This is a genomic window from Mesobacillus sp. S13 (genome assembly GCF_020422885.1).
Lineage (GTDB): Bacteria > Bacillota > Bacilli > Bacillales > Cytobacillaceae > Mesobacillus > Mesobacillus selenatarsenatis_A.
Genome location: NZ_CP084622.1, coordinates 1,086,271 through 1,113,082, shown reverse-complemented (window position 1 = coordinate 1,113,082; position 26,812 = coordinate 1,086,271). Strand labels below are relative to the sequence as shown.

Here is a 26,812-nt window from a genome sequence, read left to right as displayed (position 1 = left end):
TAATTGTGTTACTCAGAGTAATATTCAATGGATTTTCAGGTTGTATTAGGTTAATACTTGAATATTTATATAGAACACCTGTTGATTGTAGTGGAAGGCGCGTAGACTCCTGCGGGATAAGCTGGACAGATGAGACCCCGCAGGCGCCAACGGCGTCGAGGAGGCTCATCGCCAGCCCCGCGGAAAGCGAAGCGCCTGGAACGAAAATCAACAGCCTAGTTCAATTGATAATTTTTTAGTGTATTTCCTCTTTTACAAGAATATCCTTCATTATTTCTTAAATAAGCTATATCAGAAGATTCCACTCTGATAGACATTGAAACCACTTACATTATAAACCGGCTTATTTTTCGCAAAATTGCCGCTTGAACTTATTGGCTTTCCGTTGTATAGTACATAATTGTTTAGTTTTGAACAAAATGGTTTAAAGTATAAATTAATGAATGAGATTCTCTGTCTCTGAATGAAAGGAATTCACTTCACATGAAACTTGGTGCCCGCATACTGAAAACGGGAATTGCCATCACACTTGCTTTATTTTTATCGCATATTTTCGATCTTCCATCACCGGTTTTCGCTGGGATTGCTGCGATTTTTGCCCTGCAGCCAACTGTATACCGCTCTTATCAATCCATTATTGAACATATCCAGGGCAATCTAATTGGAGCCGCTACCGCTGTCTTATTCGTAATGGCGTTCGGCAACACCATATTCATCATCGGACTTGCCGCGGTACTCGTTATTACTTTGAACCTTAAGCTAAAACTGGAAAACACCATTTCGCTTTCTCTTGTCACATTGATTGCGATCATGGAGACACCTGGTGATGACTTCATCCAATTTGCGCTGATCCGCTTCTCGACCATCATGCTAGGGGTTGTATCGGCCTTCATTGTTAATCTTGTGTTCCTGCCGCCCAAATATGAAAATAAGCTGTATTACAAGAGTTCTATTTTATCAGAGGAAATTACGAAGTGGATCAGGCTGAGCACTCGTCATGCCTCCGAGCACCAGCTCCTGAAGGCAGATATCGAGAAACTGCGCGAGGGTATAATCAAGCTGGACCAATTATATATGATGTATAAGGAAGAACGTGATTATTTTAAAAATAACCCTCTTGCTAAATCACGAAAACTTGTCGTTTACAGGCAGATGATCACCACGGTAAAAAAATCGCTAGAAACGCTAAAAAGGCTTCACCGCTATGAAAATGAATTCAATCATCTTCCTGTAGAATTCCAGGAAGTCATCCAGCATCAGCTGGATTGCCTGATCAACCACCATGAGCAGGTGATGCTTAAGTACGCCGGTAAAGTCAGGCCTGAAGCATCCTATATTGAGGGTGAGGTTTGCCTGAACAAGGAACAGCTGTTTGAATTATTTTTAGCTCAGAGAGATGAGCTGGCTCAAACAAACAGGCAAATGCTTTATCATGTCATGCAGCTCGTGTCGATCATCATGGAATACGGCGAGCATGTAGAGCACCTAGATACGCTCGTCACAAGCTTCCATTCCTATCACAAAGATGATAGCAATGTAACGATCGATCAAAATACGGAAATTTAAAAGCAGCTGGTTTATCAGCTGCTTTTTCTAATTACATATAGTTCTACTAACTTTTCATTCTAGGATCCAATGCGTCCCTCAAGCCATCGCCCATCAGGTTGAATCCGAGTACGGTCAGCATGATTGCCAGGCCTGGGAAAATCATTGTCCATGGTGCCTGGATCATGAACTGCTTAGCGTCAGCAAGCATCTTTCCCCATTCGGGATTCGGCGCCTCAGCACCAAGGCCGAGGAATCCAAGAGCGGCAGCTTCAATGATTGCCGTGGCAATCGCCAGTGTGCCCTGGACGATGATTGGAGCCATACTGTTAGGAAGGATGTGCTGGAACAAAATCCTGCTGTCCTTCATTCCGACAGCCTTGGCAGCCATGATGTATTCCTCTTCTTTTACGCTAAGCACCCTTGAACGGATCAGTCTTCCGAAGTTTGGAATATTGATGATGGCAATCGCAATCAACGCATTTCGCAGCGAAGGTCCCAAAACGGCAACAATTGCTATGGCCAGAAGAATACTTGGAAAAGCAAGCATAATATCAAATATCCTTGAAATGATTGTATCGACCCATCTGCCATAGTAACCAGCAAGAATTCCCAACAGACAGCCGACAACGATTGAACCCATTACCGCAAAGGTCCCTACCCATAAGGAAATCCTGGCTCCATATATAACTCTGGATAAGATATCCCGTCCAAAATCATCTGTGCCAAACCAGTGGTCAGCTGAAGGAGCTTGAAGACGAACCTCCATTTTCTGATCATTGATCCCTTCTGGCGCAATTAAAGGAGCGAAGATCGCAAGCACTACAAAGAATAAAACGATGATTGTTCCTACCAGAGCCAATTTATTTTTCTTGAAACTATACCATGCTTCTGCCCAGGGAGACGCCACTTTTTCCTCTACCTGCACGGTTGGCGGCTGTATTTGTTTTTGAGTTGAAATCTCCATCTGCTCTCTCCCCTTCCATCAACGGTATTTGATCCGAGGATCAATTGCTGCGTACAATAAGTCAACTACTAGGTTGATCATTACAAAGATCAAGGCAATGACGAGTATTCCGGACTGGATAACCGGATAATCACGATAATTGATCGCCTCGTAGATATATCGCCCAATTCCCGGCCAACTGAAAATTGTCTCAGTCAGGATAGCTCCGCCAAGCAGAAGTCCCGTCTGTAAGCCTATGATAGTCAACACAGGGATGATCGCATTTTTAAGGGAGTGCTTATAAACAACCCAGAACATGCTCAAACCCTTAGCCCTTGCCGTCCTGATAAAATCAGACCTCATCACCTCGAGCATCGTGGAACGAGTAATCCTCGCAATGATGGCCATCGGAATTGTCGCCAGCGCCATTGCCGGCAGCACCAGATGCTTCAGGACCTCGACAAACTGGTCAGTACGCCCCTGAATCAGGGTATCAATGATATAAAAGTTCGTGATTGCATCGACTGGATTCCGCACTTCTTCACGCCCGGAAGTCGGCAGGATATCCAGATTGATGGCGAACATCCACTGTTCCATCAAACCCAGCCAAAAAATTGGCATTGATACACCGATAAGCGCAAAGATCATTGCCCCGTAATCAAACCAGGAATTTTGGAACCATGCACTGACGATTCCTGCATTTACTCCTATGATAATCGCTATTAACATTGCAACAAATGACAATTCCATTGTTGCTGCAAGATATGGCCAGATTTCACTGCTGATCGCTGACTTTGTCCTTAGGGACTCTCCTAAATCACCCGTCAGCAGCCCTCCAAGATAGGTAAAATATTGTATATACCATGGCTGGTCAAGCCCCAGCTCTCTTGTTAAATCTGCAATTGCTTCCTTAGTCGCCAGCTGCCCGAGAATAACTTGGGCGGGATCACCAGGGATTGCTCTGATCATAAAAAATACAATAAGTGAAAGACCCAATAGTACAGGAATCAGTGAAAAAATCCTTCTGACAGAATAGGCAAACACCTTCCCACCTCTATTCTTGTTGAAATATAAAACTATTTTTCTTTTCAAAAGAAAAGGGAGAATGCATATGTTCTCCCTTTTCCTGATGCATTATTTTTTGAATTCAACCGTTGCAAGCAAGTCAGATCCTGTTGGATGTGCCTTGAATCCAGTAACGTCTGCTCTTCCTGCAAGTGCAGGTTCAGAGTGGACAAGCGGAATCCAAGGAGCATCTTCCTTAATTAACAATTGAGCTTCTTTATACAGTTTTTCACGTTCAGCCTGGTCATTTGTAGACTGAGCCTTGATGAAGAGGTCATGTACTTCCTGGTTAGCGTAGCGTGCGTAGTTATTGCTGTCGATGTTATCCTGATCTAAAAGGACATACAGGAAGTTATCAGCATCACCATTGTCACCAGTCCAGCCAAGCAAGAATGTATCTGCTTCACCCATACGTGCTTTTTCTAGGTATGTTGCCCACTCATAAGAAACAATCTTTGCTTTTACGCCAACCTCAGCAAAGTCTTTCTGAAGTGCTTCAGCAACTTTCTTTCCGTCTGGCATATAAGGTCTTGCAACTGGCATTGCCCATAGTTCCATTTCAAAACCATCTTCATATCCAGCTTCCTTAAGAAGTTCCATTGCCTTCTCTGGATCATATTCATAAGCTTCCACATCATCATTGTAGCCAGCTACAGATTTCGGCATTGGGTTTTTCGCAGGCTCAGCAGCACCAGCATAGAAAGCATCGATGAGCGCTTGCTTATTGACCGCATAGTTCAATGCCTGGCGAACCTTTTTGTCTTTCATTGGCCCGCGTTCATTGTTCAATCCAAGGTAAGCAACATTCAATGAAGGACGATAGAATGTTTGGAGGTCAGCATTGTTTTCAATTGACTCGACATCACTGAAATTCACTCCATCGATAATATCTACTTCACCAGTATTCAAAGCATTCAAACGCGCAGAGTTTTCAGGGATCACTCGGAAAATGACTTCATCAAGCTTCGGAAGCCCTTCCTCCCAATAATCTTCGTTTTTCACAAGAGTTACCCTGTCGTTACGCTTCCATTCCTTGAACTTGAATGGTCCAGTACCTACTGGGTTTTCAATGAATTTATCTCCGTGCTTTTCGATTGCAGCAGGGCTTGCGATACCAAATGGAGACATTGCAAGGTTTTTGTAGAATGGAGCAAGAATACGGTTCAATGTGAATTCAACTGTATGCTCATCTACTGCCTTAACTTCCTTGATTACGTCACCAAATTGTGAGTTATAGTAATAGAATTGTTCTTTATTGCCGGCCTTCCAGCGCTCGAAGTTGAATACTACAGCTTCAGCGTTGAAATCAGTGCCGTCATGGAATTTGACACCTTTACGAAGTTTAAGCGTATGCTTCAAACCATCTTCGGACTCTTCCCAGCTTTCTGCAAGACCTGGGTGAATCTCAGTATCCTGCTCGCCGAACTCAATAAGAGTTTCGTAGATGTTCTTAGTTACTTTGAAAGCTTCACCTTCAGTTGTCACCGCAGGGTCAAGCGATGTTGAATCGCCACCTCGCCCAAATACAAGAGTCCCTCCTGATGATGATTCACCATCTGAACCAGACTCACCCCCTGTTTTCGTCCCGCCGGAGTCATTATTGCAGCCGGCTAGCCCTAGGCTAATGATGAGGATAAAAGCAAAAAACATTAATCCAAAACGCCTTTTCATATTCTTCCCCCTTGTTTTTTCGGACTGGTTTTATATATCCAGTCCATAATATCTATCATCTATGCTTTTTTCCCTGCGTTCATTCCAGATTTTATGGATTTAAAGTCTATTCCAGATAATCAGGAATATAGATGGCAGGCAGCAAAGTGACCAGGTTCAATTTCTTTCAATACAGGTCTATCAGTCTTGCAAATTTCCATGCATTCTTTGCATCTTGTATGGAATGCACATCCCTGTGGCGGATTCGCCGGGCTTGGAAGATCCCCTGTCAGGAGCACCTGTTCCCTTTTCACATCAGGATCGGGGATTGGTACGGCTGAAAGCAAGGCTTTCGTGTACGGATGAAGTGGGTTATCGTACAGCTTATCCGCTTCCGTGATCTCTACGAGTCTGCCTAAATACATGACCCCCACCCTGTCACTGATATGCCGGACAACTCCAAGATCGTGGGCTATGAAAATATAAGTCAACTGGAATTCCGCTTGCAAGTCCTCCAGCAGATTCAGTACTTGTGATTGTATCGAAACATCGAGCGCGGACACAGGTTCGTCAGCTATGATCAACTTCGGCCTCGTCATCAACGCCCGGGCAATTCCAATTCGCTGGCGCTGTCCGCCGCTGAATTGGTGCGGATACCTCTTAGCATGATAGCTGCTGAGACCTACTACTTCGAGCATTTCCTTGACCATTTGCTTGCGTTCTTTCTTCGTCCCTATTCCATGGACGATCAAAGGTTCCTCGAGGATTTTCTCAACTGTATGCCTTGGATTCAGTGAAGCAAATGGATCCTGGAAGACCATTTGCATATCTTTCCGGGCCTTGCGCATATCGTTGTCGGATAGAGTCACAAGATCTCTTCCTTCAAAAACTACTTGCCCCTCTGTTGGATCGATCAGGCGCATCAGCATTCTGCCGGTAGTGGATTTCCCGCATCCTGACTCGCCAACAAGACCCAGTGTTTCCCCTTTATTCACCCAGAAGCTGATATCATCAACAGCTTTGACACTTCCAGTTTGCTTGCCAAGGACCCCCCCGGTAATCGGAAAATATTTTTTTAATCCATCAACTTTTAACAGTACTTCGGGCATTGGCTACTCCCTCCTTCTCATGCAGCAGGCAGCGAACAGTATGGCCAGGACTGCCAGTTTCATAGAGTTCAGGATCTTCGCTCAGGCATCTGTCGATCACAAATTCGCATCTTGCCGCAAACCTGCAACCCACCTTGATAGACCCTGGCTTCGGAACATTACCAGGAATGGAGTATAGCCGCTCCTGCTTATCCCTTATATCCGGAATCGATTTGAGCAAGCCGAGAGTGTAAGGATGCTTTGGATTTTTAAAAATATCCCCAACAAGCCCTTCCTCCACAATTTTCCCGGCATACATAACAACGACACGCTGGCAGACCTCTGCGACAACACCGAGGTCATGAGTAATCATGATAATCGCCGTATCAAGCTTTTCGTTCAGATCTTTCATCAAGGCCAGAATTTGCGCCTGGATGGTAACATCAAGCGCCGTAGTCGGTTCATCAGCAATGAGCACTCGAGGGTGGCAGCTGAGTGCCATGGCAATCATGACCCTCTGCCTCATTCCTCCTGAAAGCTGATGAGGATATTCCTTGATGATTTGTTCTGCTCTTGGAAGTCCAACTAGTTTAAGCATCTCCACAGCCTGCTGATAGGCTGCCTTTTTGCCGAGCTTCTTATGTATTTTCAACGCCTCAACGAGCTGTTCACCAATTGTGAATAGTGGATTCAACGAAGTCATCGGTTCCTGGAAAATCATCGCGACATCATTGCCTCGGATTTCGCGCATTCTTCTTTCAGAAGCGTGAACAAGATTTTCCCCATTAAGGAGGATATCCCCTCCAGCAATTTTTCCCGGAGGCTGGGGAATCAGCTTCATTATGGATAAGGAAGTTACGCTCTTCCCGCTTCCTGATTCTCCGACGATTCCTAGGATTTCTCCTTTGTTAACCGAAAAGCTGACATCATCGACTGCTGGAATCTCACCGTCTTTTGTGATAAATGATGTCTTTAAATTCTTCACATCCAAAACCGGAGCATGTACCACTTTACTACTCCTTTCTATTACCGAAATATTATTGTTGAATAAAAATCTTATGTCTGTGTAAAACATTTTATATTAAATAGACCAAGATAGTCCACTGATTTTTCTAAATTATTTAAATATAATAATAATTTAGAATTGTTTTAGGCAATTGGTACTATTTGTATGTCAAAAGCTGATAAATTATTACACTAATGGAATGCGAAAAAAGTAACTATTGCAGTTGTCTCTCTTTGCTAATAAATAACTCGCGATCGTTTTTGTTTCATAGCCAAAATAAAAAACCGAAGCGGAAACGCCTCGGTTTTTTGCAGTATAGTTAATTTTCCAGCTGCTGGACCTGGAACAGTCTATGATACCCACCCTGCTTTGCCATCAGATCATCATGGCTGCCGTCTTCGACAATCTCTCCGTGTTCAATCAGGACAATCCTGTCGGCATGGGTAATCGTTGATAAACGGTGGGCTACAACAAATGTTGTTCTGTCTTTTGCCAGCTTTTCAATCGCTTCCTGAATGAGGTGTTCACTCTCCAGGTCAAGTGCTGATGTTGCTTCGTCAAGTATTAAAATCGGCGGATTCTTCAGGAAGACTCGTGCAATCGCTACACGCTGCTTCTGGCCTCCGGAAAGCTTGACTCCCCTTTCACCGACTTTCGTATCATAGCCTTCTGGCAGACTCATAATAAAATCATGGGCATTTGCTGCCTTTGCGGCCTGAATCACTTCTTCATCACTTGCTCCCGGCCTGCCTAAGAGGATATTTGATTTAACGGATTCACTGAACAAAATATTATCCTGTGCAACCATGCCGATTTTATCTCGCAGGGAGCGCACCTTGAACGAACGGATATCCTTTCCGTCGAGGAGAATCTGGCCCTCGGTAACATCGAAGAATCTAGGAATCAGACTGACAAACGAGGATTTCCCACCGCCGCTCATGCCGACCAGGGCAATTGTTTCTCCCTTTTGGACTTCTATATTTAAATTCTTGAGTACCGTCTCCCCGTCTTCCTCATAAGAGAAGCTAACATTTCTAAAAGAAATATCCCCGTGCACTTTTTTCAATTCTGTTGCATCAGGAGAATCCTTGATATCATATTTTTCATCCATGAATTCGAAAACGCGGTCCATTGACGCAATCGCCTGTGTCAATGTAGTAGATGAATTCACGAGCCTTCTGAGAGGATTATAAAGGCGGTCTATATAGGCGATGAAAGCGGCCATTTCCCCAATTGTCAAATTGCCTTGAAGGACCTGATAACCGGAAAAGCCAATAACAAGGAGCGGCGCGATATCCGTGATCGTATTGACCACCGCAAATGCTTTGGCATTCCACCTTGTATGCTCAAGCGCTTTTGTCAGAAAGTTTTTATTCTGCTGATCAAACTGTGTTTGCTCATAATCCTCAATTGCGAAACTTTTGATGACTGAGATTCCAGCTACCCTCTCATGCAAATAGCTTTGTACTCCAGCAAGCGCTTGGGACCGCTCCCTCGTTAGCTTCCGAAGATTACCGAAGAAATATTTTACCGAAAAAGCGTAGAACGGGAAGAGAATCAGCGAAACAAATGTCAACTGGACATCCATCGTGAACATGATAGCAGCTGCTATCATGATCGTAGCAACGTCAAGCCACAGGTTCATCAGTCCTGTAACAACAAAGGTCTTTGTTTGCTCGACATCATTGATCATCCTTGAGATGACCTCTCCTGCTCTCGTGTTGGAGTAATATTTGTAGCTGAGACGCTGCATATGGGTAAACAGTCTGTCTCTTATGTCATAAAGGATTTTGCTCGCAGTCCACTGAGCAAAATATTGACGATAGTATTCAATAGGTGGTCTGAGCACGACAAACACAACAATCATGATGCCCATTACCCAGAGCAGTTTATCTATTTTTTCATCCTTGGTCAGTGTGTCACTGCCGATGACATCATCAAGGACAAATTTAATTAATAGTGGAATCAACAGTGGTATGGCGAATTTAAGAATACCGATGAAGATTGTTCCAATGATTTGCAGCCGATATGGTTTGACGAATTTTAAGTATCTGCGGATGCTGCCCAATTTATAGTTCCCCCTTATGGAGCCTTGCCTTGCTGTCCACGAATAAAAAGCGCAAGTGCCTTGGTCAGCCCCGACAAGCGCTGGAGGGCCGACCGGTGAAGTCGCTCTTTGACTTCATTGGACGGACCGAAGCGTCTCGAGGGGCTAGGCGCTGGAGCTGGATTAAGAAATTCATATCTAGTTTTACAAAACTGAAAATCAATTTATCATTTCATACAAAAACCTGTTGAATCGAATCAACAGGCTGAAGCTTGTCTACCCTGTATGGTTAACGACGATAAGTCAAATACCGTTCATAATAAATGTCGATGAAATCTGGCGCAAACGGGCCCTTCCTTTGCCTGATCCAGCGTTTAAGCTTTTCAACATTGTATTTTAAAATCTTATCGATTACATCAGGGTACTGCATTTCTTTGCGATGGCGTTCATATTCATCTTCATCCAGCAGATTAAACGTCATATCTGGAAAAACTTTAATATCGAGATCATAATCAATATATTTCAGTGCTTCTCCATCAAAGATGAATGGCGAACTAATATTGCAGTAGTAATACACGCCATCCTCCCGAATCATTCCAATAACGTTAAACCATAACTGAGAGTGGAAGTAACAGATTGCAGGCTCTCTCGTAATCCAAGTTCTCCCGTCTGACTCAGTCACGACTGTCCGATCATTTCCGCCTATCACAAGATTTTGCGTTCCTTTTAAGACGGTAGTTTCTTCCCAGACTCGATGGATGTGCCCATTATGCTTATAACTGTGGATTTGGACCGGTTCACCTTCTGTGGGTACGCCCATGTTCTTCTCCCCTACTTTCCTTTCCCGGAAACTTTGCAACCTATTCATGTATATGTATCTATTTCCTTCAAAACGACAAAAGGCAACAAAGAACGATTCCTTTTTTTTATTATTATAACGGTTAACGTGAGAATTTAAAACAAAAGAGCCATCGATTTCCTCGATCGCCCAATAAATTTGCTTGAATTTTTATAAAAATCCACTTTTTTATTCCTATTAAATGTACAGAGGAGTCTTAACGAAAGGAAACGGCAAGCTCTTGATACGTATGGATGACTTCCTCCGTCTGCTTTTCAAACATCCGGTGGATCTCCTGCAGGTCCTGCTTTTTCAGATCGATTTCCAAGCGAAGTTCCTCTAATTCTGCGCTTTGCTTGAGGGCATCCAACTGCTTTTCAATCTCCTGGCATCTTTCCAATTCAGACTGCAGATAAAGAAGCTTTTCCATCGTATGCATTTGTGAAGAAACCAATTCGTTAAATTTATCCATGCTTTTCCACCGCCTGTAAAATTTATCTCCTAATTGTATTCTTGGGTGACGATGGAATTCCTTTGACTAGTTATGTAGAGGATTCGGAACCTTTGTCGAATGATGAGTGCCGGACAGACAGAATATAGAATTCAATTGGAAAAGGCACTCTGCGAATGAGAGTGCCTTTCATTAAAGGTGATATTAGCTCTGTTGACCAGAGTTTTGGCCTTTGCGAGCTTCAGCTTGCTGGTTTTGCTGGCGTACTTCTTGAGCGTTTGTTTCGCTCGCGAATTCAGTACCGTACTGACCTTGGCCACCAGCAGATTGAGCGTTTTGTTGTCTCACTTCTTGAATGTTAGTTCCAGCTTGAGATTTGTTTGGTTGTTTTGCCATCGTATATCACCTCCACGAATAATAGAATAACCATCCGAGGAGGGAGATATCCGAACTTTTTTTACCAAATCAACCCAATATTTTTCCTATACCAATAGGGATATTCCGCCATCGACTATGATCGTCTGTCCGCGAATCATGCTTGACTCGTCCTTCAGCAGGAACATGATCGCATTGATCATATCGTCGATTTCAACCATTCTTCCTGCTGGTGTTTTTTCTCTGGCCTCAGCAAGGAGTTCCTCTCTATTCGGGAAGTGCGTCAGTGCTTCGGTATCGACCGCTCCGCCTGAAACGGCATTGACAACGATGTTTTTTCGGGCCAGTTCTACAGCCAGATAGCGTGTCAATGCTTCCAAGGCAGCCTTTGAAACCCCTACCGTTGTATAGTTTTCCAAATATCTGATGGAGCCCAGCGAGCTGATGCTGACGATTTTACCGCCGCCATTCCTTTCCATCAGTTTCGCCGCTTCCTGTGCACAGAATAACAACGCTTTACTATTGATGTTCATCGTCCAGTCCCAATGCGATTCTTCAAGTTCCATTGCCGGTCGAAGCACACCTGATGCTGCATTGTTCACAAACACATCCAGCCTGCCGAATTCTGCATCGATTTGCTCAAACATTGCTTTGATCTTGCTCACATCCCCGACATTCGCCTTAACGACAAGGGCTTTTCTGCCAAGAGCTTCTATTTGCTCTGCTGTTTCCTGTGCTCCCTTTTTGCTGCGGGCATAGTTGACGACTATGTCATATCCCTCTTTTGCGAGCTCAAGTGCAGCAGCCTTACCAATTCCACGGCTGCTTCCAGTAATAAGTGCAACTTTTTGTGCCATCTAAAAAACCCTTTCTATTAGTTACGCGTTAAAAAAAGCGGAACCTTAATTTTGTTTCATTTTAGCTTTTTCAGGTATATATGACAACAAGGATCTAATTTTTAAGCTGTGATAAAAAACCCCCGTACTGAAAACACTATTCTGTAGACCAACACTTTTATGAAAGGATGATCCCGATGTATGTAGGCCGTGATATGACTGAATTATCGATGATGCCCAAAACAGATTGGAAGGATAGCGAGCTGGCCTTTTTCCATCACTCTCTCCAGCAAATGGTGCCATACCTGAATGCCGAGGGCCAGACGATTCACAGAGAGATTGTTGAAGAAATCGAAAGCCGAGGCGGTTTAGGCCGCGGAGAAGCCGATTATACGCATGGAACGAAAGTGAGTTACGATTAATAATCAGAAAAGGCTGCTAATCTAAATATGATTAGTCAGCCTTTTTTGAATCTAGATATTGCTTCAGCATTTTTTGGTAGGGTACCGGGAAAGCAAATTCCTGAATTTCTTCTTCAGTCACCAGTTTCAACTGAGGAGTCTCGGGGATTTCTCCCGTAAATTGTCCGCTGAATACCTGTATGTTCCATACCAAATGAGAAAACACATGGTCGATTTCCCCTATTGATTCGTTGATCTTAGGTGTTAAGCCATAAAGCTCTTCAAAGTGCTCAGATAACTGGTCCCTCTGTCGCTGGAAGTCGAGGCTCAGCTCAACAGTGGGAAACTCCCACAAGTTTGCCAGCAAGCCTGTTCCAGGTCTTTTTCGGATTAGGATTCTTCCACCCTCATCCTTAAAAATCCCGGAAGCAAGCTGGACATTTTTCTGCTTTTTCTTTTTTGTTTTTACAGGAAGTTCATTCTGCACTCCCTCTTGGAATGCTTCGCAATGTTCCCTGACCGGACAGAGCAGGCAGGATGGAGATGTCGGGGTGCAGATAAGGGCTCCTAGCTCCATTAGCGCCTGATTGAAATAGGAGGGGTTTTCATGGGAGATCAATTCCCTCACTGCTGCTTCAAAAATTTTACGGGACGCAGGCCTGGCGATGTCCTCCCGAATCAATAAGATACGGGATAATACCCTCATGACATTTCCATCTACCGCCGGTTCGGGTTTTCCATAGGCAATACTCAGGATTGCACCGGCTGTGTAGGGACCAACTCCTTTTAAGGCAGAGATCTCTTCCTGTGAATCCGGTACTTTTCCGCCATATCTTTCATTTACTTCTTGAACTGCGGATTGTAAATTACGGACACGGGAATAATAACCAAGTCCTTCCCAGGCCTTAAGGACTTTTTCTTCATCAGCGGCAGCAAGTGCCTCTATTGTTGGAAAATTTTCCAAAAATCGATTAAAATAAGGGATGACAGTATCTACTCTAGTTTGCTGGAGCATTATTTCTGATACCCACACTTTGTAAGGATCCTGATCCTTTCTCCATGGCAGTTCACGCTGCTCGTTTTCAAACCATCCAATCAAGTCATCCTGAAAGGATTTTATATCCATTTTATCTATACATTTCTTGATCTCAGTTGCCACTTTTGTTCCTCCAGGTGTTAAACTTTCCGGAAATTTGGGAATATAATATTAACGCTTCTGCTTAATCGCCAGGAAACCCATTCGTTCCAATCCGCCCGGAACAAAGTCTTCTAGGATTCCAAATACGGAATGATTCCGGGATAACCGCATTTTTTTCAGGGCGTGGTAATGGGCTTCAGTCGGGACATAGAATGATTCAACAAAGATATTCCGTTCTTCCGACTGGCTGCACGAAAACATATCAGCTTCAAAGTCAGGAAGCATGGTCGAAATCTTATCAATTGTTTCTTGGTATTGGCTAAGCAGATTCTGCTTCACTTCGTACTGGACGATCATCTGAATCAATTTATTCAGCTCCTTTGCAAATTCGTGAAGGGACTGATTGATACAGCCCTTTAAAAGTAAACTATTATTCGCTTTGTGACAAGGACTTTTCACTCCCAGACTCTGGTTACGAGTAACATGAATCTTTATAAAAGGAGGCTGTTTCCGTGGATACAGGAACTCATGTTGTGATGGGATTCGCTCTGGGCGGGTTGGCTACGCTTGACCCTGCTGTCAGCGAAAGCACCGCCACTGCCTCAAGTGTTTTAATTGCTACACTTGTCGGTTCGCAAATCCCTGATATAGATACTGTATTGAAATTAAGGAATAACGCTGTTTATATACGGAACCACCGGGGCATTACCCATTCGATTCCAGCAGTGCTCCTGTGGCCGCTGCTTATTTCTGGGACAATCTACTTTTTCTACCCAGAAGCAAATTTGCTGCATTTATGGATTTGGACATTTATAGCTGTTTTCCTTCATGTTTTTGTCGACATTTTCAATGCATATGGGACACAGGCATTGCGTCCTTTTTCGTCGAAATGGGTCGCCCTCGGGGTGATCAACACATTTGACCCGATTATTTTTGCGATTCATGTCGTTGGTTTGTTCCTCTGGGCATTTGGCTATCACCCTGGATATACCTTCTTGACGATTTATGGCATCCTGGTGTTCTATTACATTTATCGCTTTATTATGAAGTTCCGCATCCGAAGGGCCGTTGAGAATATTGTTCCGGATGCAACAGATATCATCATTGCCCCCACCATGAAATTCAACCATTGGCGGGTCGCAGTCATGAACAAACACCAGTTCTTTGTCGGCCGGGGACACAAGCACCATGTGAGGATCCTCGATCAATTCAATCGCGTACCAGTGCCCGAAACTCCAGTGCTTGAAGCAGCAAAAAAAGACAAGAACCTGTCGGCGTTCCTGTCCTTCTCACCAGTGTACCGCTGGGAATGCGATGAATACGATGAATACTATGAAGTAAGGTTCATTGATCTGCGCTATCGCAGCAACGGACACTATCCATTTGTCGCTGTCGTGAACCTGAGCAAGGACCTGGACATTCTCAGCTCCTACACCGGCTGGATTTACAGTGAGGAAAAACTACGAAAGAAATTGGAATTCCTTCCTGGAGAAGGGTAAAACCGGGCGATTGCCCGGTTTTTTCGTGTGGGTTTTGCGGAGCGCATGGAGGGTTTCGGGTATTCACTTTTTTTATGAATACAGTTTATGTTACCGGTTTTACTAACTCCTCCTCTAACTGGGCACATATCCGCTCTTTATGTTACCGGTTTTTCTATTTCTCCCCTTAACCGGGAACATATCCGCTCTTTATATTACCGGTTTTACGATTTCCCCCTCTAACCGGGCACATATCTGCTCTTTATGTTACCGGTTTTACGAGTTCTCCCTCTAACCGGGCACATACCGGGTTTTTATGTTTTATCCACCCCTTTACAAAACACAAAAATCCCCATAAAAGGGGATTTTCACTTTAATGTGTATGACCAGGATCTTGCTGGTTCAATAAATGTTTATACTTCGGATTCCTGGCAACGAATTCGTGGAGCTGCTCGCCGTAGTTATCGATCCATTGTCGGACTACTTTTTCGGTCATTTCGCTTCCCATGTATTTGTGTCCTGCTTTTGCGTAAGTTGACTCGAAGTCACCCCATAAAAGCTCCACCCAGGTCAATGCCTGCTCATACGTGATATCTTTGTTTTTTTCTTGCAGCAGGCTTGCCAGCTTCTCAATAGTTTCCTGCAATTGTGATCATCCTTTGCCAATATTTAATGTAGTCATGAAAGGGGGTTTTTATCTAATACTATAAATGCGTGCAGCTATTTTGGCATACACGTAATTTTACCCGTCACGGAGGGCAATATGCGAAATAAAGTAACCAACTTCCCGAATCAGAACAATAATAAGCTCGAGGGCGAACCCCGGGCAAAAGCGGAATACGCTTCTAGAAGAGCTGATGGTACCATCAATACTCACCCACAAGAGCGCATGTACGCCTCATCTCACCGTGAAGATGATACTTCAGCGGTCATAAAAGACCATCAATAAACATTAGGCTGAACATGTAAAATCTGGCGCAACCAAAGAGCAAGACCAGATACTAGTTACTCTGGTTTTGCTCTAATTTCAATAACAGGGAAATCGGCAGTGCTTCTTCTCTTCCGTCGCCATGAAGACGTGCACCCCACGCAAATACCCCATTCATATAATCAATTTTGAAATAGGAACCCGGGTCACCATCGATACCGTAGATTTCGCCTGGTTTAAAATCATCCGGGTTCAGCATATATGATTTGGCCATGGCAACTTTACGTTCGTAAACGGCAAGTTCACTTACCATCCCCATCTGCTCTGCCTTTCTAGCCTTGTCACGGAGACTGGCAATTTCCTGGTTCAATTCGTATTCATTCATCTCGCTGTATCGTTTTTCTCTGCCCATTTCATTCACTCCTGGATTGTTCTCGCTTTTAACATACAAGCATTTAAGATATAACTAAATTATAGCATGTTATCTTAAGGAGGCTATTATGAAAGCAATCATTGTGACTGGTGCTGGTACAGGCCTTGGGAAAGAGCTCTCATTACTCTTGGCCAGACAGGGATTCCATATGATTTTAACAGGAAGAACAGAAGATAAGCTAAACACTGTCAAGGTGCAAATCGAACAATCTGGAGGAAGTGCCACCGCGGTCCAGCTTGATTTGCGCAACCTTGAGGATATTAAGGAAAAAGCGCTGCTGATCAGCAAGCAGCATGAAATATACGGTCTTGTGAATAATGCAGGTCTTGGATATTTCGGCCCGTTCACAGAAGTCTCAGATACTGAAATTGAAGAAATGTTCCAGACGAATGTCTTCGGAACCATCAATATGACGAAAGCACTCCTCCCCTATCTTGAACAGAATGATGAGGGGCTGGTCTTGAACATTGTTTCCACAGCAGGTCTCCGCGGGAAAAAGAATGAAGCTGTCTATTGCTCCAGTAAATTCGCAGTCAGGGGCTTCACCGAAAGCCTTCAGAAAGAGTATGAAGGAACTGGTACCCGATTCGTCGCCGCCTATATGGGCGGTATGAATACGCCATTCTGGGATGATAGCGAGCATGTGGCAGATCCATCAAGACTTCGGTCAGCTGCAGAGGTGGCCCAAATCATTGTGAACAACCTTGACCAACCAGAGATTGTGATAGAATCTAAAAAATCATGACAAGTGTCATGATTTTTTAGTCTTCATTTTCTTTTTCCATGATGAATTCATCAATTAAATCCATGGGAAATCCTTTACGATACAAGGCCATCTTCAGCTTCTGACGGTATTCACGCTCCGGGAGTTTACTATATTTATTATGGAGCTTTTCACCTTGAACCCTTAGTGCATCCATTTCAGCATCGGCTTCTTTCTCTACTTCTGTTTCATCCAATGCAGCACGGATGATGGGAAAAGAATATCCTTTGCGTTTGAGCATCTGCTCAATTTTCTGCTTTAAAATCCTTGAAGAGTCCTTCTTATTTTTCAAAGCATATTTTTCACTCAGCTTGATCGCCTTTTCCAGCTGTTCATCGAATGAAACCTCTTCAATGGCTTTTGTGATTAAATCTGGCGCAATCCCTTTCTCCTTCAACTCTAGTTTGATGACATCTGCACCTTTATCCGTCGTATTCAGTTTGGTCTGGACAAATGCCTTGGCAAATTCCTCATCATTCAGGAACTTTAACTCATATAATTTATGGATTGCTTCTTTGATGACAGAATCCGATATTTCTTTCTTTTTCAGGTGTTCACGGACCTCTGATTCTGACCGCATGCGGTGTGAAAGATAGTTGATTGCCGTATTATAGGCTTTCCGGATGTCGTCCTGGAACAGCATTTCCGTGACAGCGAAGTCATCCAGCTCCATCCCTTTTTTCAGATTATATTTGATTAACACATCCTCATCGACGCTGAAGGCATACTCTTCTCCCCTTCCGCTGTCGGTAAAAATGCTGTATCTGTCTTTATTGTGTTTTTGGACGGAAATCTTTGCAATGACTGGCATCTTATTTCACCTCTATAGAAACTTTAACACATTCAAAGAAGGTTTATCATGTTAAAAGCAGTACTATATAGTCAAGAGTATAGTTAGGAGGATGACCATGAAAATAGCCATCACAGGCGGAACAGGACTTGTCGGCAAAGCATTATCCAATGAGCTGGTCCGCAATGGACATGAAGTGTTTATTTTAACCCGGAAAGTCAAAGAGCAGAGCATCGAAGGTAAACGGTTTGTTCAGTGGCTAAATCCCGGAGACCAGCCTGAAAGTCAGCTTGAGGGCATTGATGCGATCGTCAACCTGGCAGGTGCGACTATCAATGGCCGATGGACGGAAGAATACAAACAGAAAATTATAGACAGCCGCACTAGAGCAACCACTGAAGTGAAAAGGATCATTAAGGCATTGAAAAATAAACCTGATGTATTAATCAATGCTAGTGCTGTTGGATATTACGGGACCTCTCTGGCAGGAGAATTCAATGAACAGTCTGGTCCAGGCAATGACTTCCTGGCTGATACAGTCCAGCGCTGGGAATCTGCTGCCAACGAGGTGAAAGAATTTGGCACTCGTGTCGTACTGTGCAGATTCGGCTTGATTCTTGATAAAAATGAAGGTGCCCTGCCGAGGATGGTCCTGCCATATAAATTCTTTGGCGGAGGAAAAGTCGGTACTGGTCACCAATGGCTCTCCTGGATTCATATTACCGATGTCATACGCGGAATCATACTTTCAATAGAGTCTTCAAAATTACAGGGTCCTGTTAATTTCGTTGCTCCCTGTCCAGTGACAATGGATCAGTTTGGAAAGACTTTATCCAAAGTGATGAAACGGCCACATTGGCTGCCTGTGCCTGCTTTTGCACTTAAAATTGCACTCGGGGAAATGAGCATGCTTGTGCTGGAAGGGCAAAAAGCCATACCAGAAAAGCTGCTTAACGCAGACTTCTCTTTCCAGTATCCCGAGCTCGAAAAAGCTCTAAGAGAAATTTTAAGTAAGTAATGCTGTTTAATCCCTTTCAACAAGGAAATACTTGTAAGGTACATCACATTGAAAGGGTGGATTTTTGATGGATAAGAAGAAAAGAGATAAGACAAAGAGTACGTTATCAAGCATGCAGGAAGTTACATACAGCCGTGAATTCAAGAAAGCAGACCGAGCTGGCGGCTATGCAAATGGAAAGAGATTTTAGGCATTAAGCCTCCTCTTTTGGAAGAACATAAAAGTACGGAAATGATCCATTTCCGTACTTTTTCAATTTGAAAGGGGTTTTTTCGATTGGGAAGATCACATGGACATAAAACACGTGACCGTAACAAAGCATCCCTTCCACAAGTGCCGAAGAACATGAAATCAGATGGGCTCGACGTGGAATTCAATCGCGAATTAGCTGACCACGATGACCTTGAAGCAATGGCACGATCCAAGGCTGCGGATGAGCGTGCAAAAAGCAGGAGAAAATAACCCAACTAAAGGAAAAGGCAGAATCTAATGATTCTGCCTTTTCCTACTAAGGGAAGGGGGATATCTCAAGTCAGTTTGTTTGTGAATATTTTCACTAACTTTTGATACTTATACTTTACTACCAGTTAAATCATTTAACAAGCTGTTTCACTAATTGTTCAAAAAATTATCCACATCAATGTGAATACTGTTGATATTTTTTCAGAAAGCTTTAAAAAACAAGTTTTACAGCATCTACCATATTGCACCCTTATTTTTGTGGATAATGTGGATAAATCTGTGGAGTACTTAATAACACTAACTTTTAACTGTTAATAAGTATGAGGATAAATTAAATCGACAATATATTTACCCGTTATTGGAATAGTTAAAACCCCCTGTGCCATTATGAAATAATTAAACAGTTTCTGACCAATAATAAGAAAAAAGAATCTATGGAGGGACCATCAATGGCCAGAAGAAATAAGATTCTAGTACCTGAAGCCAGGAGAGCACTGGATGATTTAAAAGCTCAGGTAGCTGGTACAATGAAAGCTGAGGATGCAAAATTCGAAACTGCAAGAGAGGTTGGCGTTCCCCTGAACAAGGGCTATAACGGCAATCTTTCTACTCGGGAAGCAGGAAAGGTTGGAGGCCGACTCGGAGGCAGCATGGTAAGAGAGCTTGTAAAAATGGCACAGGAAAACTTACGTAAAAAGTAAGGATTTCAAACATTTGTAAATACCTGTTGACATCTACTGGAAAACAACATATAATGATAAAGCTTCGCCAAAAAGAAGTAACTTGAATCACAACAAATATTATGTAAACAATTAATGGCGTTCTGCTTTTATTTTTTGGTAACAACTTATTCACACTGGATCGGCTTCGGAGCCGTAAGGATGCAAGAGAGGTAGGGCTTGCGTCGTTTAGGTTAAAAATGGTCAAGTGGAATTTTGTACCGCGGCAAAAGTTTATAATGGATGATTTTTTATACATCTTGTGAAGTAGCAAGTTACTAAAAAGCGAACCGGATCCGGTTCGCTTTTTCTAATTCTGGAATAATTTTTCTGTTTCTGTTTTACATAGCATCTTCCATTTTTGCAGGTTCAGTAATATTAGGTGTCTTCTTTTTATATGCCTGCAGCATGATTGTCACTTCTGTCCCGACTCCTTTTTCGCTCTTGAATGAAATCGAACCACCCATTGCCTCGATGATTTTTATTGAAACAGAAGTTCCAAGGCCCGTGCCTTTATCTTTTGTTGTATAAAATAATGTACCTAGTCTGGCAATTTGAGCACTATCCATACCTTTTCCATTATCAGAAACAACTATAAAAGACTCATGGACTACTGTAGACTGATTTATGTTAACTTCCCCGCCATCATTGGTGGCCTCAATCGCATTCTTTATAATATTGACCAGGGCCTGTTTAAGCTGGTTTCGGTCCGTTTCGACATAGACTCCCCTCTCCAGCTGGACATTTACCTGGACACCTTCCTTTGCTGCAAATGCCTCTAATAAGAGTGTAACCTCTGATATGATTTCTGCCAGTTCAGCTTCTTCAAGTTTTTCAAATTGAGGCTTGGCAAAATTCAGATAATCATTAATGATGGATTCCGCCCTGCCTAATTCTGTCAGGACGAGACTCAAATAATAATGATTGTTCCCTTTTTCTTGTTTGTGCATCATTTGCAGGAATCCTTTTACTACTGTTAAGGGATTCCTGATTTCGTGCGCAATAGAGGCAGCCAGTTCACCCAGTGTATTCAGTTTTTCAGCTCTAAGAATTTCTTTTCTCATAAGATCCTTCTCAATCAAGGACTCATTCAGAATGGATGCGATCCATACAGCAAACACTTGGATAGCTCCAAAAATCGCCACATTCAGCATGATTTGATTTGTATCTTCAGCTGTAGGTTCATTAATAAAGATATTGGCTACTAAAATTGCCAGCATTGAAAGCGAAGGCCATAAACCCACAAGAACAGCTATCCTGATCCTCTTCTTTGCGTCAAACGTCCAAAACTTCTTCATGAACAAGAAAGGAATAAGCGCTGCCAGAAATCCGCTTGCGTATCCAAGCCAAAGATCCCCGCCCATAAAAGTTCGAGTTGCCAGATAAGTAAACAGAACCATACTCCCCGCTATCGGCCCGCCATATAGAAAAGCCAGCACTAAAGGGACATATCGAAGATCCCAGTATAAACCGCCTTCCTTATATGCAAACACTAGGGAAAGAATCACCGCAACACTTTGAAGTACTCCACACAAATAAGGAGATTTCTCCACGCTTTTATTATCAAAAAGCACACTATGAATGAAGATTGGCAGCAAGATTATAAGAACATTTAAAAGAAGTTTTTCAGCAAGCATTTCATCTTCTCCAATCGAAGTGGACTGTGTATATAAAGACGGACGGATGCTGTCAAGCAAATTGCAGGCTTCTATTTAGGAATACGACAAAGTTTTCGTGAATCCTCTATTGCCCGGGAAATTTGTCATATTTTATAAACAACACACCTTTAACCGTTCACTTTTTGAAGAACAAAAAAAGGAAGCTCAATGGCTCCCTAATAATTCATCAACGTCCTCTTTTCCAGTTGACTTGTATAAAGGTCATGGTAAAAGCCTTCTTGCGCCAACAGTTCATCATGATTACCTTTTTCAATGATTTGCCCGCTTTCTATGACAATGATTTGGTCTGCATTTTTAATTGTATTCAAGCGATGGGCAATGATAAAGCTTGTTCTTCCCTTCAATAAATGCTGAAGGGCCTCCTGTATTTTGAGTTCAGTAATGGTATCAATACTGCTTGTCGCTTCATCCAGTATCAAGATGGATGGATCAGCAAGGATGGCTCTAGCGATGGATAACAACTGTTTCTGCCCCTGGCTGATACCGGCATCATCCTGGCTCAACACAGTGTCATATCCTTCAGGCAATCTCTGTATGAAGGAATGGGCATTCGCTGCTTTGGCCGCCTTCTCCACTTCCTCATCTGTTGCATCCAATCTTCCATAGCGGATATTCTCCCTTATGGTTCCCTGGAACAGGAATGAATCCTGAAGGACGAACCCCATTTGTTTACGCAGGCTTTCACGGGTGATTTTTTTACTGTCGTTCCCATCTATTAAAATCATCCCTTGATTTGGTTCATAAAATCGGGAGATCAAGTTTATGATGGTCGACTTTCCGGCTCCGGTAGGACCAACAAGCGCGATAGTTTGCCCAGGTTTTGCGATGAAATTCAATTCAGATACAGTGTCTCCGCCCTTTTCATATGAGAAAGATACATCTTTGAACTCAACCTTCCCAGTAATATTCGGAATTGATTCGGCTCCTTTTTCATCGACAGCCTCTTCCTCCGTATCTATGATATCAAATACACGATCGGCTCCTGCTACAGCTGACAGCAAGGTATTGAACTGATTCGACAAATCATTCAGCGGCCTTGTGAACTGACGGGAGTACTCGGTAAAGATGACGATTGTTCCTATCGTCACATATCCTTTCAGCGCGAAGAATCCGCCCACAGCTGCCACTATTGTGAAGCTGAGATTATTGAGCATATTCATCAATTTTGGGATGAAGCCGGTAAAGGTCTGAGCCCAGTAACCTGATTCCTTTAACTGCTGATTCTTTATCCGGAACTCTTCTATTACCTTAGGTTCTTGGGAGAAGGATTTAATGATTTTTTGGCCTGAGATTGTTTCTTCAATATAACCATTCATTTCTCCAAGCCGGCGCTGCTGTTCTTTATACAACTTCCCTGTCCGGCTGGTAATCCACTTCATTCCCATGAACATCAGCGGTACGATGATCATCGTGACAAGCGTAAGCAATGGACTCAGCCAGATCATGACCGCTAGCGTTCCAACAAGGGTTAACACGCTCGAAAAAATCTGGATGACGGAGGAATTCAAAGTCGCGCTGACATTTTCGATATCATTGGTTACCCTGCTCATCAACTCGCCATGTTGGCGCTTGTTGAAGAAATCAATTGAGAGTTTATGAAAATGGTTGAAAAGCTGTCTCCTCATTGTATAGACCGTCTTTTGCGCAATTCCGATCATCCAGTAGCTTTGGAACCACAATGATAAGGAATGCATTACGTAAACGGATGCAAGACCGATTAACAGCCAGATGAAACCATCGGTCGAATTTGTCGCAAAATACTCATCAATGCCCCATCCAATCAGGAATGGGCCCAGCAATCCAAGTGCTGAACTGGCCACCACCATTAGTAGGACAAGGATCATCAGACTTCGCTGGTCTGCAAGGTACGACCAGATTCTTCTGATTGTCGGTCCAATTCCTCTAACAACACTTCTTTTTTCGTCCGATCTGTTTTCTTTTTGTTTTTTTAACATCCTGCCTTCACCTCCCCGAACTGGGAATTGTAAATTGCCTGATAAAGAGAGGATTGCTCGAGCAAGGATTCATGATTTCCGTAACCTATAATGGATCCATTCTCGAGCAGCAGGATTTTATCTGCTTCCTTTGCAGTGCTGATTTTTTGGGTAATGATGACGGTCGTACACTTATATAGACTGATTGCATCGAGCAGCTTTGCTTCCGTTTTCAAATCCAGCGCACTGGTGCTGTCATCAAGCAGCAGGATTTTAGGGTTTTTGATCAAAGCACGGGCGATGGATAACCGCTGCTTCTGGCCACCCGAAAGGTTGACACCTTTTTGCCCCAGGAGCGTATCATATTGATTCGGCAGTTTCAGGACGGTTTCATGGATTTGGGCATCTGCTGCTGCCTTCACCAATTCCTCCTCTGTGGCATCCTGTTTGCCCCAGGCCAGGTTCTCTTTGATTGAACCGGTAAACAGCATGGCCTCCTGTGGTACATAGCCGATGCCCTCTCTGAGACTTTTCAGTTTCAACTCCTTTATGTTCCGGCCGTCGATTCGTATATCCCCGCTCGTGACATCATACAATCGCGGGATTAGCTGGAACATCGCCGTTTTCCCTGCACCGGTCGCTCCCAGTACCGCTACTGTTTCCCCCTGTTCAATCTTGAAGGATAGATCCTGAAGAATGGGAATGTTGGTGTCCGGGAACTGGAATGACACATGATCAAACTCAATTACACCTTTAGAGATTTCATAAGCATCGTAGCTTTTGATGGTATCTTCAAGATCAATCTCCTCATTCAGGACATCGGTTACACGCTCAGAAGATGCCCTGGCACGAGAGAATACCATGATGATCCACGAAAACATTGAAAAGGCAGCGGTGATCCTGGCAGCATAGTTCACAATCGCTACTACTTCACCAACTGACACTCTGCCAGACTGGACATCGATCTTACCAAACCAAAGAACAGCAATGACACTCAAGTTCATGAAAAGCAGCAGAACGGGAATCGTCACCTCGGTAACCCTTAAAGCAAATACTGTTCGTTCCTGTAATTTATTGTTCGCTTTCTCAAACCTGGTTCCTTCATATTTCCCTCTGGCAAAAGCCTTGATCAGTCTCATGCCCACAAGGTTTTCTCTCATAACCCCATTCACTCTATCAAGACGCTTCTGGACGCTTTTAAATAAACCTGCAGCCTTTGTCATGATCCAAATAAGGAAGATCAAAAGAGGCGGGATGATGACCACAAACGGCAGTGCCAATTTTGCATGTACCAACATCGCCATGATGATTCCCCCAATGACCAGCAAAGGAGCTCGCATCGCAATCCTTAGACTCATAAAAAAAGTATTCTGCAGCTGGGTCACATCATTTGTAATCCTTGTGATCAAAGAAGATGATGGGAAATGACTGAAGTTCGTGAAGGAAAAAGCCTGAACCTTGGCAAAAAGTTTTTCGCGAAGATCAAACCCGAAGCTCTGGCCTGCATGGGCAGCTATGAACGAATTCGTTATCCCTGATGCAAAGGCAAGGAAAGAGATTCCGAGCATGACTCCGCCCCATTTGATGACTGTATCGAGATCCCTCGCCACGATCCCTTCATCAATGATTTTGGCAATCAAAAGCGGCTGGACAAGTTCAACAGCCAATTCGACAAGCATTAAGCTAAGCGCAATCGCAATCGGGATGCGATATGGTTTAACAAATGAAAATATACTCATGAAGATGAGACCCCCTGTTGACCATTACGTTATTTCGTCTTCCGAATTTATATCTACTATCATACCCCTTTTGGTGAATTTTTTGAATTGAAAGTTTATAAAAGCGTGAGCACCTTGATCAGGCGACAAATGCTAGAGCTAGCCAGCTCCAGAAGTGAAAGATAAATTTCAACATAAAAAAACGATCCATTTTCAGGACCGTCTGTTGTTCCTCCCCATCAGGTTGGCTCGGATACTTATGGCTTTCTTTTAAAGAGAACGTAAGAATAAATATATGGAGCAACGACTGTCAGAGCGACTACACTGAATAATATCGCTTGCTTCAAATGAACAGGCGCAAAGGTGGCCAATATCATGGCAAGCCCGCCAAAGAAAAAGATTTTCGATGCAGCCCGGTGCGTCTTCTTCCAAACTTCATCACTGCTAAGCGTCCATGGTGTTCGGATTCCTATGAAAAAGTTTGATCGGACCTGGGGCATGTAGTTCCCGAGGATCATAAAGATAATCCCGACAACCAATGGACCAATGCTGCCTATGGGGACATCATACCCCATAGCATTCGCCAGCATCAGGATATTGATTACAAACAGGACACCAAGTATGGCATTTAAGATAATATGGTAGCTTTTCGTAAAATACTTATAGTTTGTTTTCCTCGGATCTACTTTTGGCAAGAAAGCCATCGATATATAAAGGATTACCATGATTCCAAGTGTCGAGAACATCGCATTTAGTTTGGAAGCAAAACCATTGGCCTCTCCATTTACATTCCAGTGAATCGGAATTTGTTCAGGCAGCTTTGGCCAAACAATGATCCAAGCTACGACCAGCAATCCAATCATGGTCAAAGGCAATAAATGCTTTTTCATCTCACTTTTCCCCTTCCCTGTCTTTATTAGTTTCGGTAAAGCTGAATGCCCAGCTGATGAGCTCTTGAAAGACTGTTGTATGAAGAGAATAGATAATGAATTGCCCCTTTTTCTCATCCTGGATCAAACCTGCAGTCTTCAGCAGTTTTAAATGCTGTGAAATACTGGGTTTTGTCATATTGAAATGGTCAGCGATTTCACCAGCTGTCATATCCCGTTCCTTCAATAGGTCAAGGATCTTTCTTCTGGTGGGGTCTGAAAGAGCTTTGAAGGCATCATTCAAGCTAAAGACCTCCCTTAATTTTTGGTGTTCATAAGACATTTAAGTATTTAACTAAATACTAAATCATATTCCTGCATTTTGCAATATTTTTACAATTAAAAACCGGCTGCACTTTTGCAGCCGGCTGATTTATGGGTGAAAAAGGTTACTTACTATATTCGCTTTGGCTTCTCATCATTTAGGTGCTAATCGTACCCTTATGCAGGAGTTTCGCTTCCTCATAAGGTCCTCTTTATGGCCTAATCGTGCCCTTATGCAGGTGTTTTGCTTCTCATAAGGGTATCTTTAAAACGAATCACGTCCACCAGCAGCACTTTCCCTTATTTATTCC

The 26,812-nt window shown here is 43.2% G+C and carries 29 protein-coding genes; 9 read left to right on the top strand and 20 right to left on the bottom strand.

Annotated elements, in window-relative coordinates; genetic code table 11:
* The first annotated feature begins 483 nt into the window (after positions 1 to 483).
* Positions 484 to 1,566, top strand: a complete 1,083-nt coding sequence (locus LGO15_RS05615) for an FUSC family protein (protein WP_167834538.1) — start codon at positions 484 to 486, stop codon at positions 1,564 to 1,566.
* Between the two features lie 46 nt (positions 1,567 to 1,612).
* On the opposite strand, the gene LGO15_RS05610 is transcribed toward LGO15_RS05615, so the two are convergent.
* The 10 genes from LGO15_RS05610 to fabL all read right to left on the bottom strand — a co-directional run bounded on the left by LGO15_RS05610 (position 1,613) and on the right by fabL (position 11,868).
* Entirely contained in the window at positions 1,613 to 2,512 is a 900-nt protein-coding gene (locus tag LGO15_RS05610; protein ID WP_226087048.1) for an ABC transporter permease, read from the bottom strand.
* Between the two features lie 18 nt (positions 2,513 to 2,530).
* Positions 2,531 to 3,535, bottom strand: coding sequence for an ABC transporter permease (locus tag LGO15_RS05605; protein WP_226087047.1), 1,005 nt, complete (start codon positions 3,533 to 3,535; stop codon positions 2,531 to 2,533).
* 90 nt (positions 3,536 to 3,625) lie between these two features.
* Positions 3,626 to 5,227, bottom strand: coding sequence for an ABC transporter substrate-binding protein (locus tag LGO15_RS05600; RefSeq protein WP_226087046.1), 1,602 nt, complete (start codon positions 5,225 to 5,227; stop codon positions 3,626 to 3,628).
* A 119-nt stretch (positions 5,228 to 5,346) separates the two neighbouring features.
* Complete coding sequence (locus tag LGO15_RS05595) at positions 5,347 to 6,315, bottom strand: ABC transporter ATP-binding protein (RefSeq protein ID WP_167834542.1); 969 nt, start codon at positions 6,313 to 6,315, stop codon at positions 5,347 to 5,349.
* Positions 6,290 to 7,303, bottom strand: coding sequence for an ABC transporter ATP-binding protein (locus LGO15_RS05590; RefSeq protein WP_226087045.1), 1,014 nt, complete (start codon positions 7,301 to 7,303; stop codon positions 6,290 to 6,292). Before LGO15_RS05590 ends, LGO15_RS05595 begins: the two co-directional genes overlap by 26 nt.
* A gap of 316 nt (positions 7,304 to 7,619) precedes the next feature.
* Positions 7,620 to 9,368 (bottom strand): ABC transporter ATP-binding protein, encoded by a 1,749-nt coding sequence (locus tag LGO15_RS05585; RefSeq protein WP_226087044.1) that lies wholly within the window; start codon positions 9,366 to 9,368, stop codon positions 7,620 to 7,622.
* A 268-nt stretch (positions 9,369 to 9,636) separates the two neighbouring features.
* Complete coding sequence (locus LGO15_RS05580; RefSeq protein WP_167834545.1) at positions 9,637 to 10,167, bottom strand: nucleoside tri-diphosphate phosphatase; 531 nt, start codon at positions 10,165 to 10,167, stop codon at positions 9,637 to 9,639.
* 235 nt (positions 10,168 to 10,402) lie between these two features.
* Positions 10,403 to 10,657: a YgaB family protein gene (locus LGO15_RS05575; protein WP_167834546.1), complete on the bottom strand. Its 255-nt coding sequence runs from the start codon at positions 10,655 to 10,657 to the stop codon at positions 10,403 to 10,405.
* Positions 10,658 to 10,840: 183 nt separating this feature from the next.
* Positions 10,841 to 11,032, bottom strand: coding sequence for a gamma-type small acid-soluble spore protein (locus LGO15_RS05570; protein ID WP_167834547.1), 192 nt, complete (start codon positions 11,030 to 11,032; stop codon positions 10,841 to 10,843).
* Between the two features lie 86 nt (positions 11,033 to 11,118).
* Positions 11,119 to 11,868, bottom strand: a complete 750-nt coding sequence (gene fabL / locus LGO15_RS05565) for an enoyl-[acyl-carrier-protein] reductase FabL (protein ID WP_167834548.1) — start codon at positions 11,866 to 11,868, stop codon at positions 11,119 to 11,121.
* A 176-nt stretch (positions 11,869 to 12,044) separates the two neighbouring features.
* Here fabL and LGO15_RS05560 point away from each other — a divergent pair, with 176 nt between their 5' ends.
* The gene (locus LGO15_RS05560; RefSeq protein WP_167834549.1) at positions 12,045 to 12,269 is read left to right on the top strand and encodes a hypothetical protein; all 225 of its coding nucleotides are present in this window, start codon (positions 12,045 to 12,047) and stop codon (positions 12,267 to 12,269) included.
* Positions 12,270 to 12,300: 31 nt separating this feature from the next.
* On the opposite strand, the gene mutY is transcribed toward LGO15_RS05560, so the two are convergent.
* Together mutY and LGO15_RS05550 are read right to left on the bottom strand one after the other, a co-directional pair.
* The gene (gene mutY, locus LGO15_RS05555; RefSeq protein WP_167834553.1) at positions 12,301 to 13,374 is read right to left on the bottom strand and encodes an A/G-specific adenine glycosylase; all 1,074 of its coding nucleotides are present in this window, start codon (positions 13,372 to 13,374) and stop codon (positions 12,301 to 12,303) included.
* 81 nt (positions 13,375 to 13,455) lie between these two features.
* The gene (locus LGO15_RS05550; protein WP_167834550.1) at positions 13,456 to 13,752 is read right to left on the bottom strand and encodes a hypothetical protein; all 297 of its coding nucleotides are present in this window, start codon (positions 13,750 to 13,752) and stop codon (positions 13,456 to 13,458) included.
* Positions 13,753 to 13,898: 146 nt separating this feature from the next.
* On the opposite strand from LGO15_RS05550, the gene LGO15_RS05545 reads away from it, so the two are divergent.
* On the top strand, positions 13,899 to 14,885 hold the full coding sequence (locus tag LGO15_RS05545) for a metal-dependent hydrolase (RefSeq protein ID WP_226087043.1): 987 nt from the start codon (positions 13,899 to 13,901) through the stop codon (positions 14,883 to 14,885).
* Between the two features lie 352 nt (positions 14,886 to 15,237).
* Here LGO15_RS05545 and LGO15_RS05540 read toward each other — a convergent pair whose 3' ends face one another.
* Complete coding sequence (locus LGO15_RS05540) at positions 15,238 to 15,510, bottom strand: YfhJ family protein (RefSeq protein WP_226087042.1); 273 nt, start codon at positions 15,508 to 15,510, stop codon at positions 15,238 to 15,240.
* 117 nt (positions 15,511 to 15,627) lie between these two features.
* Between LGO15_RS05540 and LGO15_RS05535 the strand changes: the two genes are divergently transcribed.
* Positions 15,628 to 15,813, top strand: a complete 186-nt coding sequence (locus LGO15_RS05535; protein ID WP_167833416.1) for a small, acid-soluble spore protein K — start codon at positions 15,628 to 15,630, stop codon at positions 15,811 to 15,813.
* A gap of 52 nt (positions 15,814 to 15,865) precedes the next feature.
* On the opposite strand, the gene LGO15_RS05530 is transcribed toward LGO15_RS05535, so the two are convergent.
* Positions 15,866 to 16,204: a YfhH family protein gene (locus LGO15_RS05530; protein ID WP_167833415.1), complete on the bottom strand. Its 339-nt coding sequence runs from the start codon at positions 16,202 to 16,204 to the stop codon at positions 15,866 to 15,868.
* Between the two features lie 88 nt (positions 16,205 to 16,292).
* Between LGO15_RS05530 and LGO15_RS05525 the strand changes: the two genes are divergently transcribed.
* Positions 16,293 to 16,970: an SDR family NAD(P)-dependent oxidoreductase gene (locus LGO15_RS05525; protein ID WP_226087041.1), complete on the top strand. Its 678-nt coding sequence runs from the start codon at positions 16,293 to 16,295 to the stop codon at positions 16,968 to 16,970.
* 16 nt (positions 16,971 to 16,986) lie between these two features.
* Here the strand turns inward: LGO15_RS05525 and recX are convergent, their stop codons facing one another.
* Positions 16,987 to 17,799 carry a recombination regulator RecX gene (gene recX, locus LGO15_RS05520; RefSeq protein ID WP_226087040.1) on the bottom strand — a complete coding sequence of 271 codons (813 nt, stop codon included), beginning with the start codon at positions 17,797 to 17,799 and terminating at the stop codon, positions 16,987 to 16,989.
* 97 nt (positions 17,800 to 17,896) lie between these two features.
* On the opposite strand from recX, the gene LGO15_RS05515 reads away from it, so the two are divergent.
* From LGO15_RS05515 to LGO15_RS05500, 4 genes are all read left to right on the top strand, one after another.
* On the top strand, positions 17,897 to 18,796 hold the full coding sequence (locus LGO15_RS05515) for a TIGR01777 family oxidoreductase (protein WP_226087039.1): 900 nt from the start codon (positions 17,897 to 17,899) through the stop codon (positions 18,794 to 18,796).
* A 67-nt stretch (positions 18,797 to 18,863) separates the two neighbouring features.
* On the top strand, positions 18,864 to 18,986 hold the full coding sequence (locus LGO15_RS05510; protein ID WP_209438014.1) for a YfhE family protein: 123 nt from the start codon (positions 18,864 to 18,866) through the stop codon (positions 18,984 to 18,986).
* Positions 18,987 to 19,072: 86 nt separating this feature from the next.
* On the top strand, positions 19,073 to 19,258 hold the full coding sequence (locus LGO15_RS05505; RefSeq protein WP_167833410.1) for a YfhD family protein: 186 nt from the start codon (positions 19,073 to 19,075) through the stop codon (positions 19,256 to 19,258).
* A 449-nt stretch (positions 19,259 to 19,707) separates the two neighbouring features.
* A complete protein-coding gene (locus LGO15_RS05500) occupies positions 19,708 to 19,959 on the top strand; it encodes an alpha/beta-type small acid-soluble spore protein (RefSeq protein WP_167833409.1) in 252 nt (83 codons plus the stop codon).
* 359 nt (positions 19,960 to 20,318) lie between these two features.
* Here the strand turns inward: LGO15_RS05500 and LGO15_RS05495 are convergent, their stop codons facing one another.
* The 5 genes from LGO15_RS05495 to LGO15_RS05475 all read right to left on the bottom strand — a co-directional run bounded on the left by LGO15_RS05495 (position 20,319) and on the right by LGO15_RS05475 (position 26,481).
* Positions 20,319 to 21,674, bottom strand: a complete 1,356-nt coding sequence (locus LGO15_RS05495; RefSeq protein WP_226087038.1) for an ATP-binding protein — start codon at positions 21,672 to 21,674, stop codon at positions 20,319 to 20,321.
* A gap of 137 nt (positions 21,675 to 21,811) precedes the next feature.
* Positions 21,812 to 23,611, bottom strand: a complete 1,800-nt coding sequence (locus LGO15_RS05490; protein ID WP_226087037.1) for an ABC transporter ATP-binding protein — start codon at positions 23,609 to 23,611, stop codon at positions 21,812 to 21,814.
* Positions 23,605 to 25,329: an ABC transporter ATP-binding protein gene (locus LGO15_RS05485; protein ID WP_226087036.1), complete on the bottom strand. Its 1,725-nt coding sequence runs from the start codon at positions 25,327 to 25,329 to the stop codon at positions 23,605 to 23,607. Before LGO15_RS05485 ends, LGO15_RS05490 begins: the two co-directional genes overlap by 7 nt.
* 236 nt (positions 25,330 to 25,565) lie before the next feature.
* Entirely contained in the window at positions 25,566 to 26,198 is a 633-nt protein-coding gene (locus tag LGO15_RS05480; protein WP_226087035.1) for an SdpI family protein, read from the bottom strand.
* Position 26,199: 1 nt separating this feature from the next.
* Complete coding sequence (locus LGO15_RS05475; RefSeq protein WP_167833404.1) at positions 26,200 to 26,481, bottom strand: autorepressor SdpR family transcription factor; 282 nt, start codon at positions 26,479 to 26,481, stop codon at positions 26,200 to 26,202.
* Positions 26,482 to 26,812: the final 331 nt, after the last annotated feature.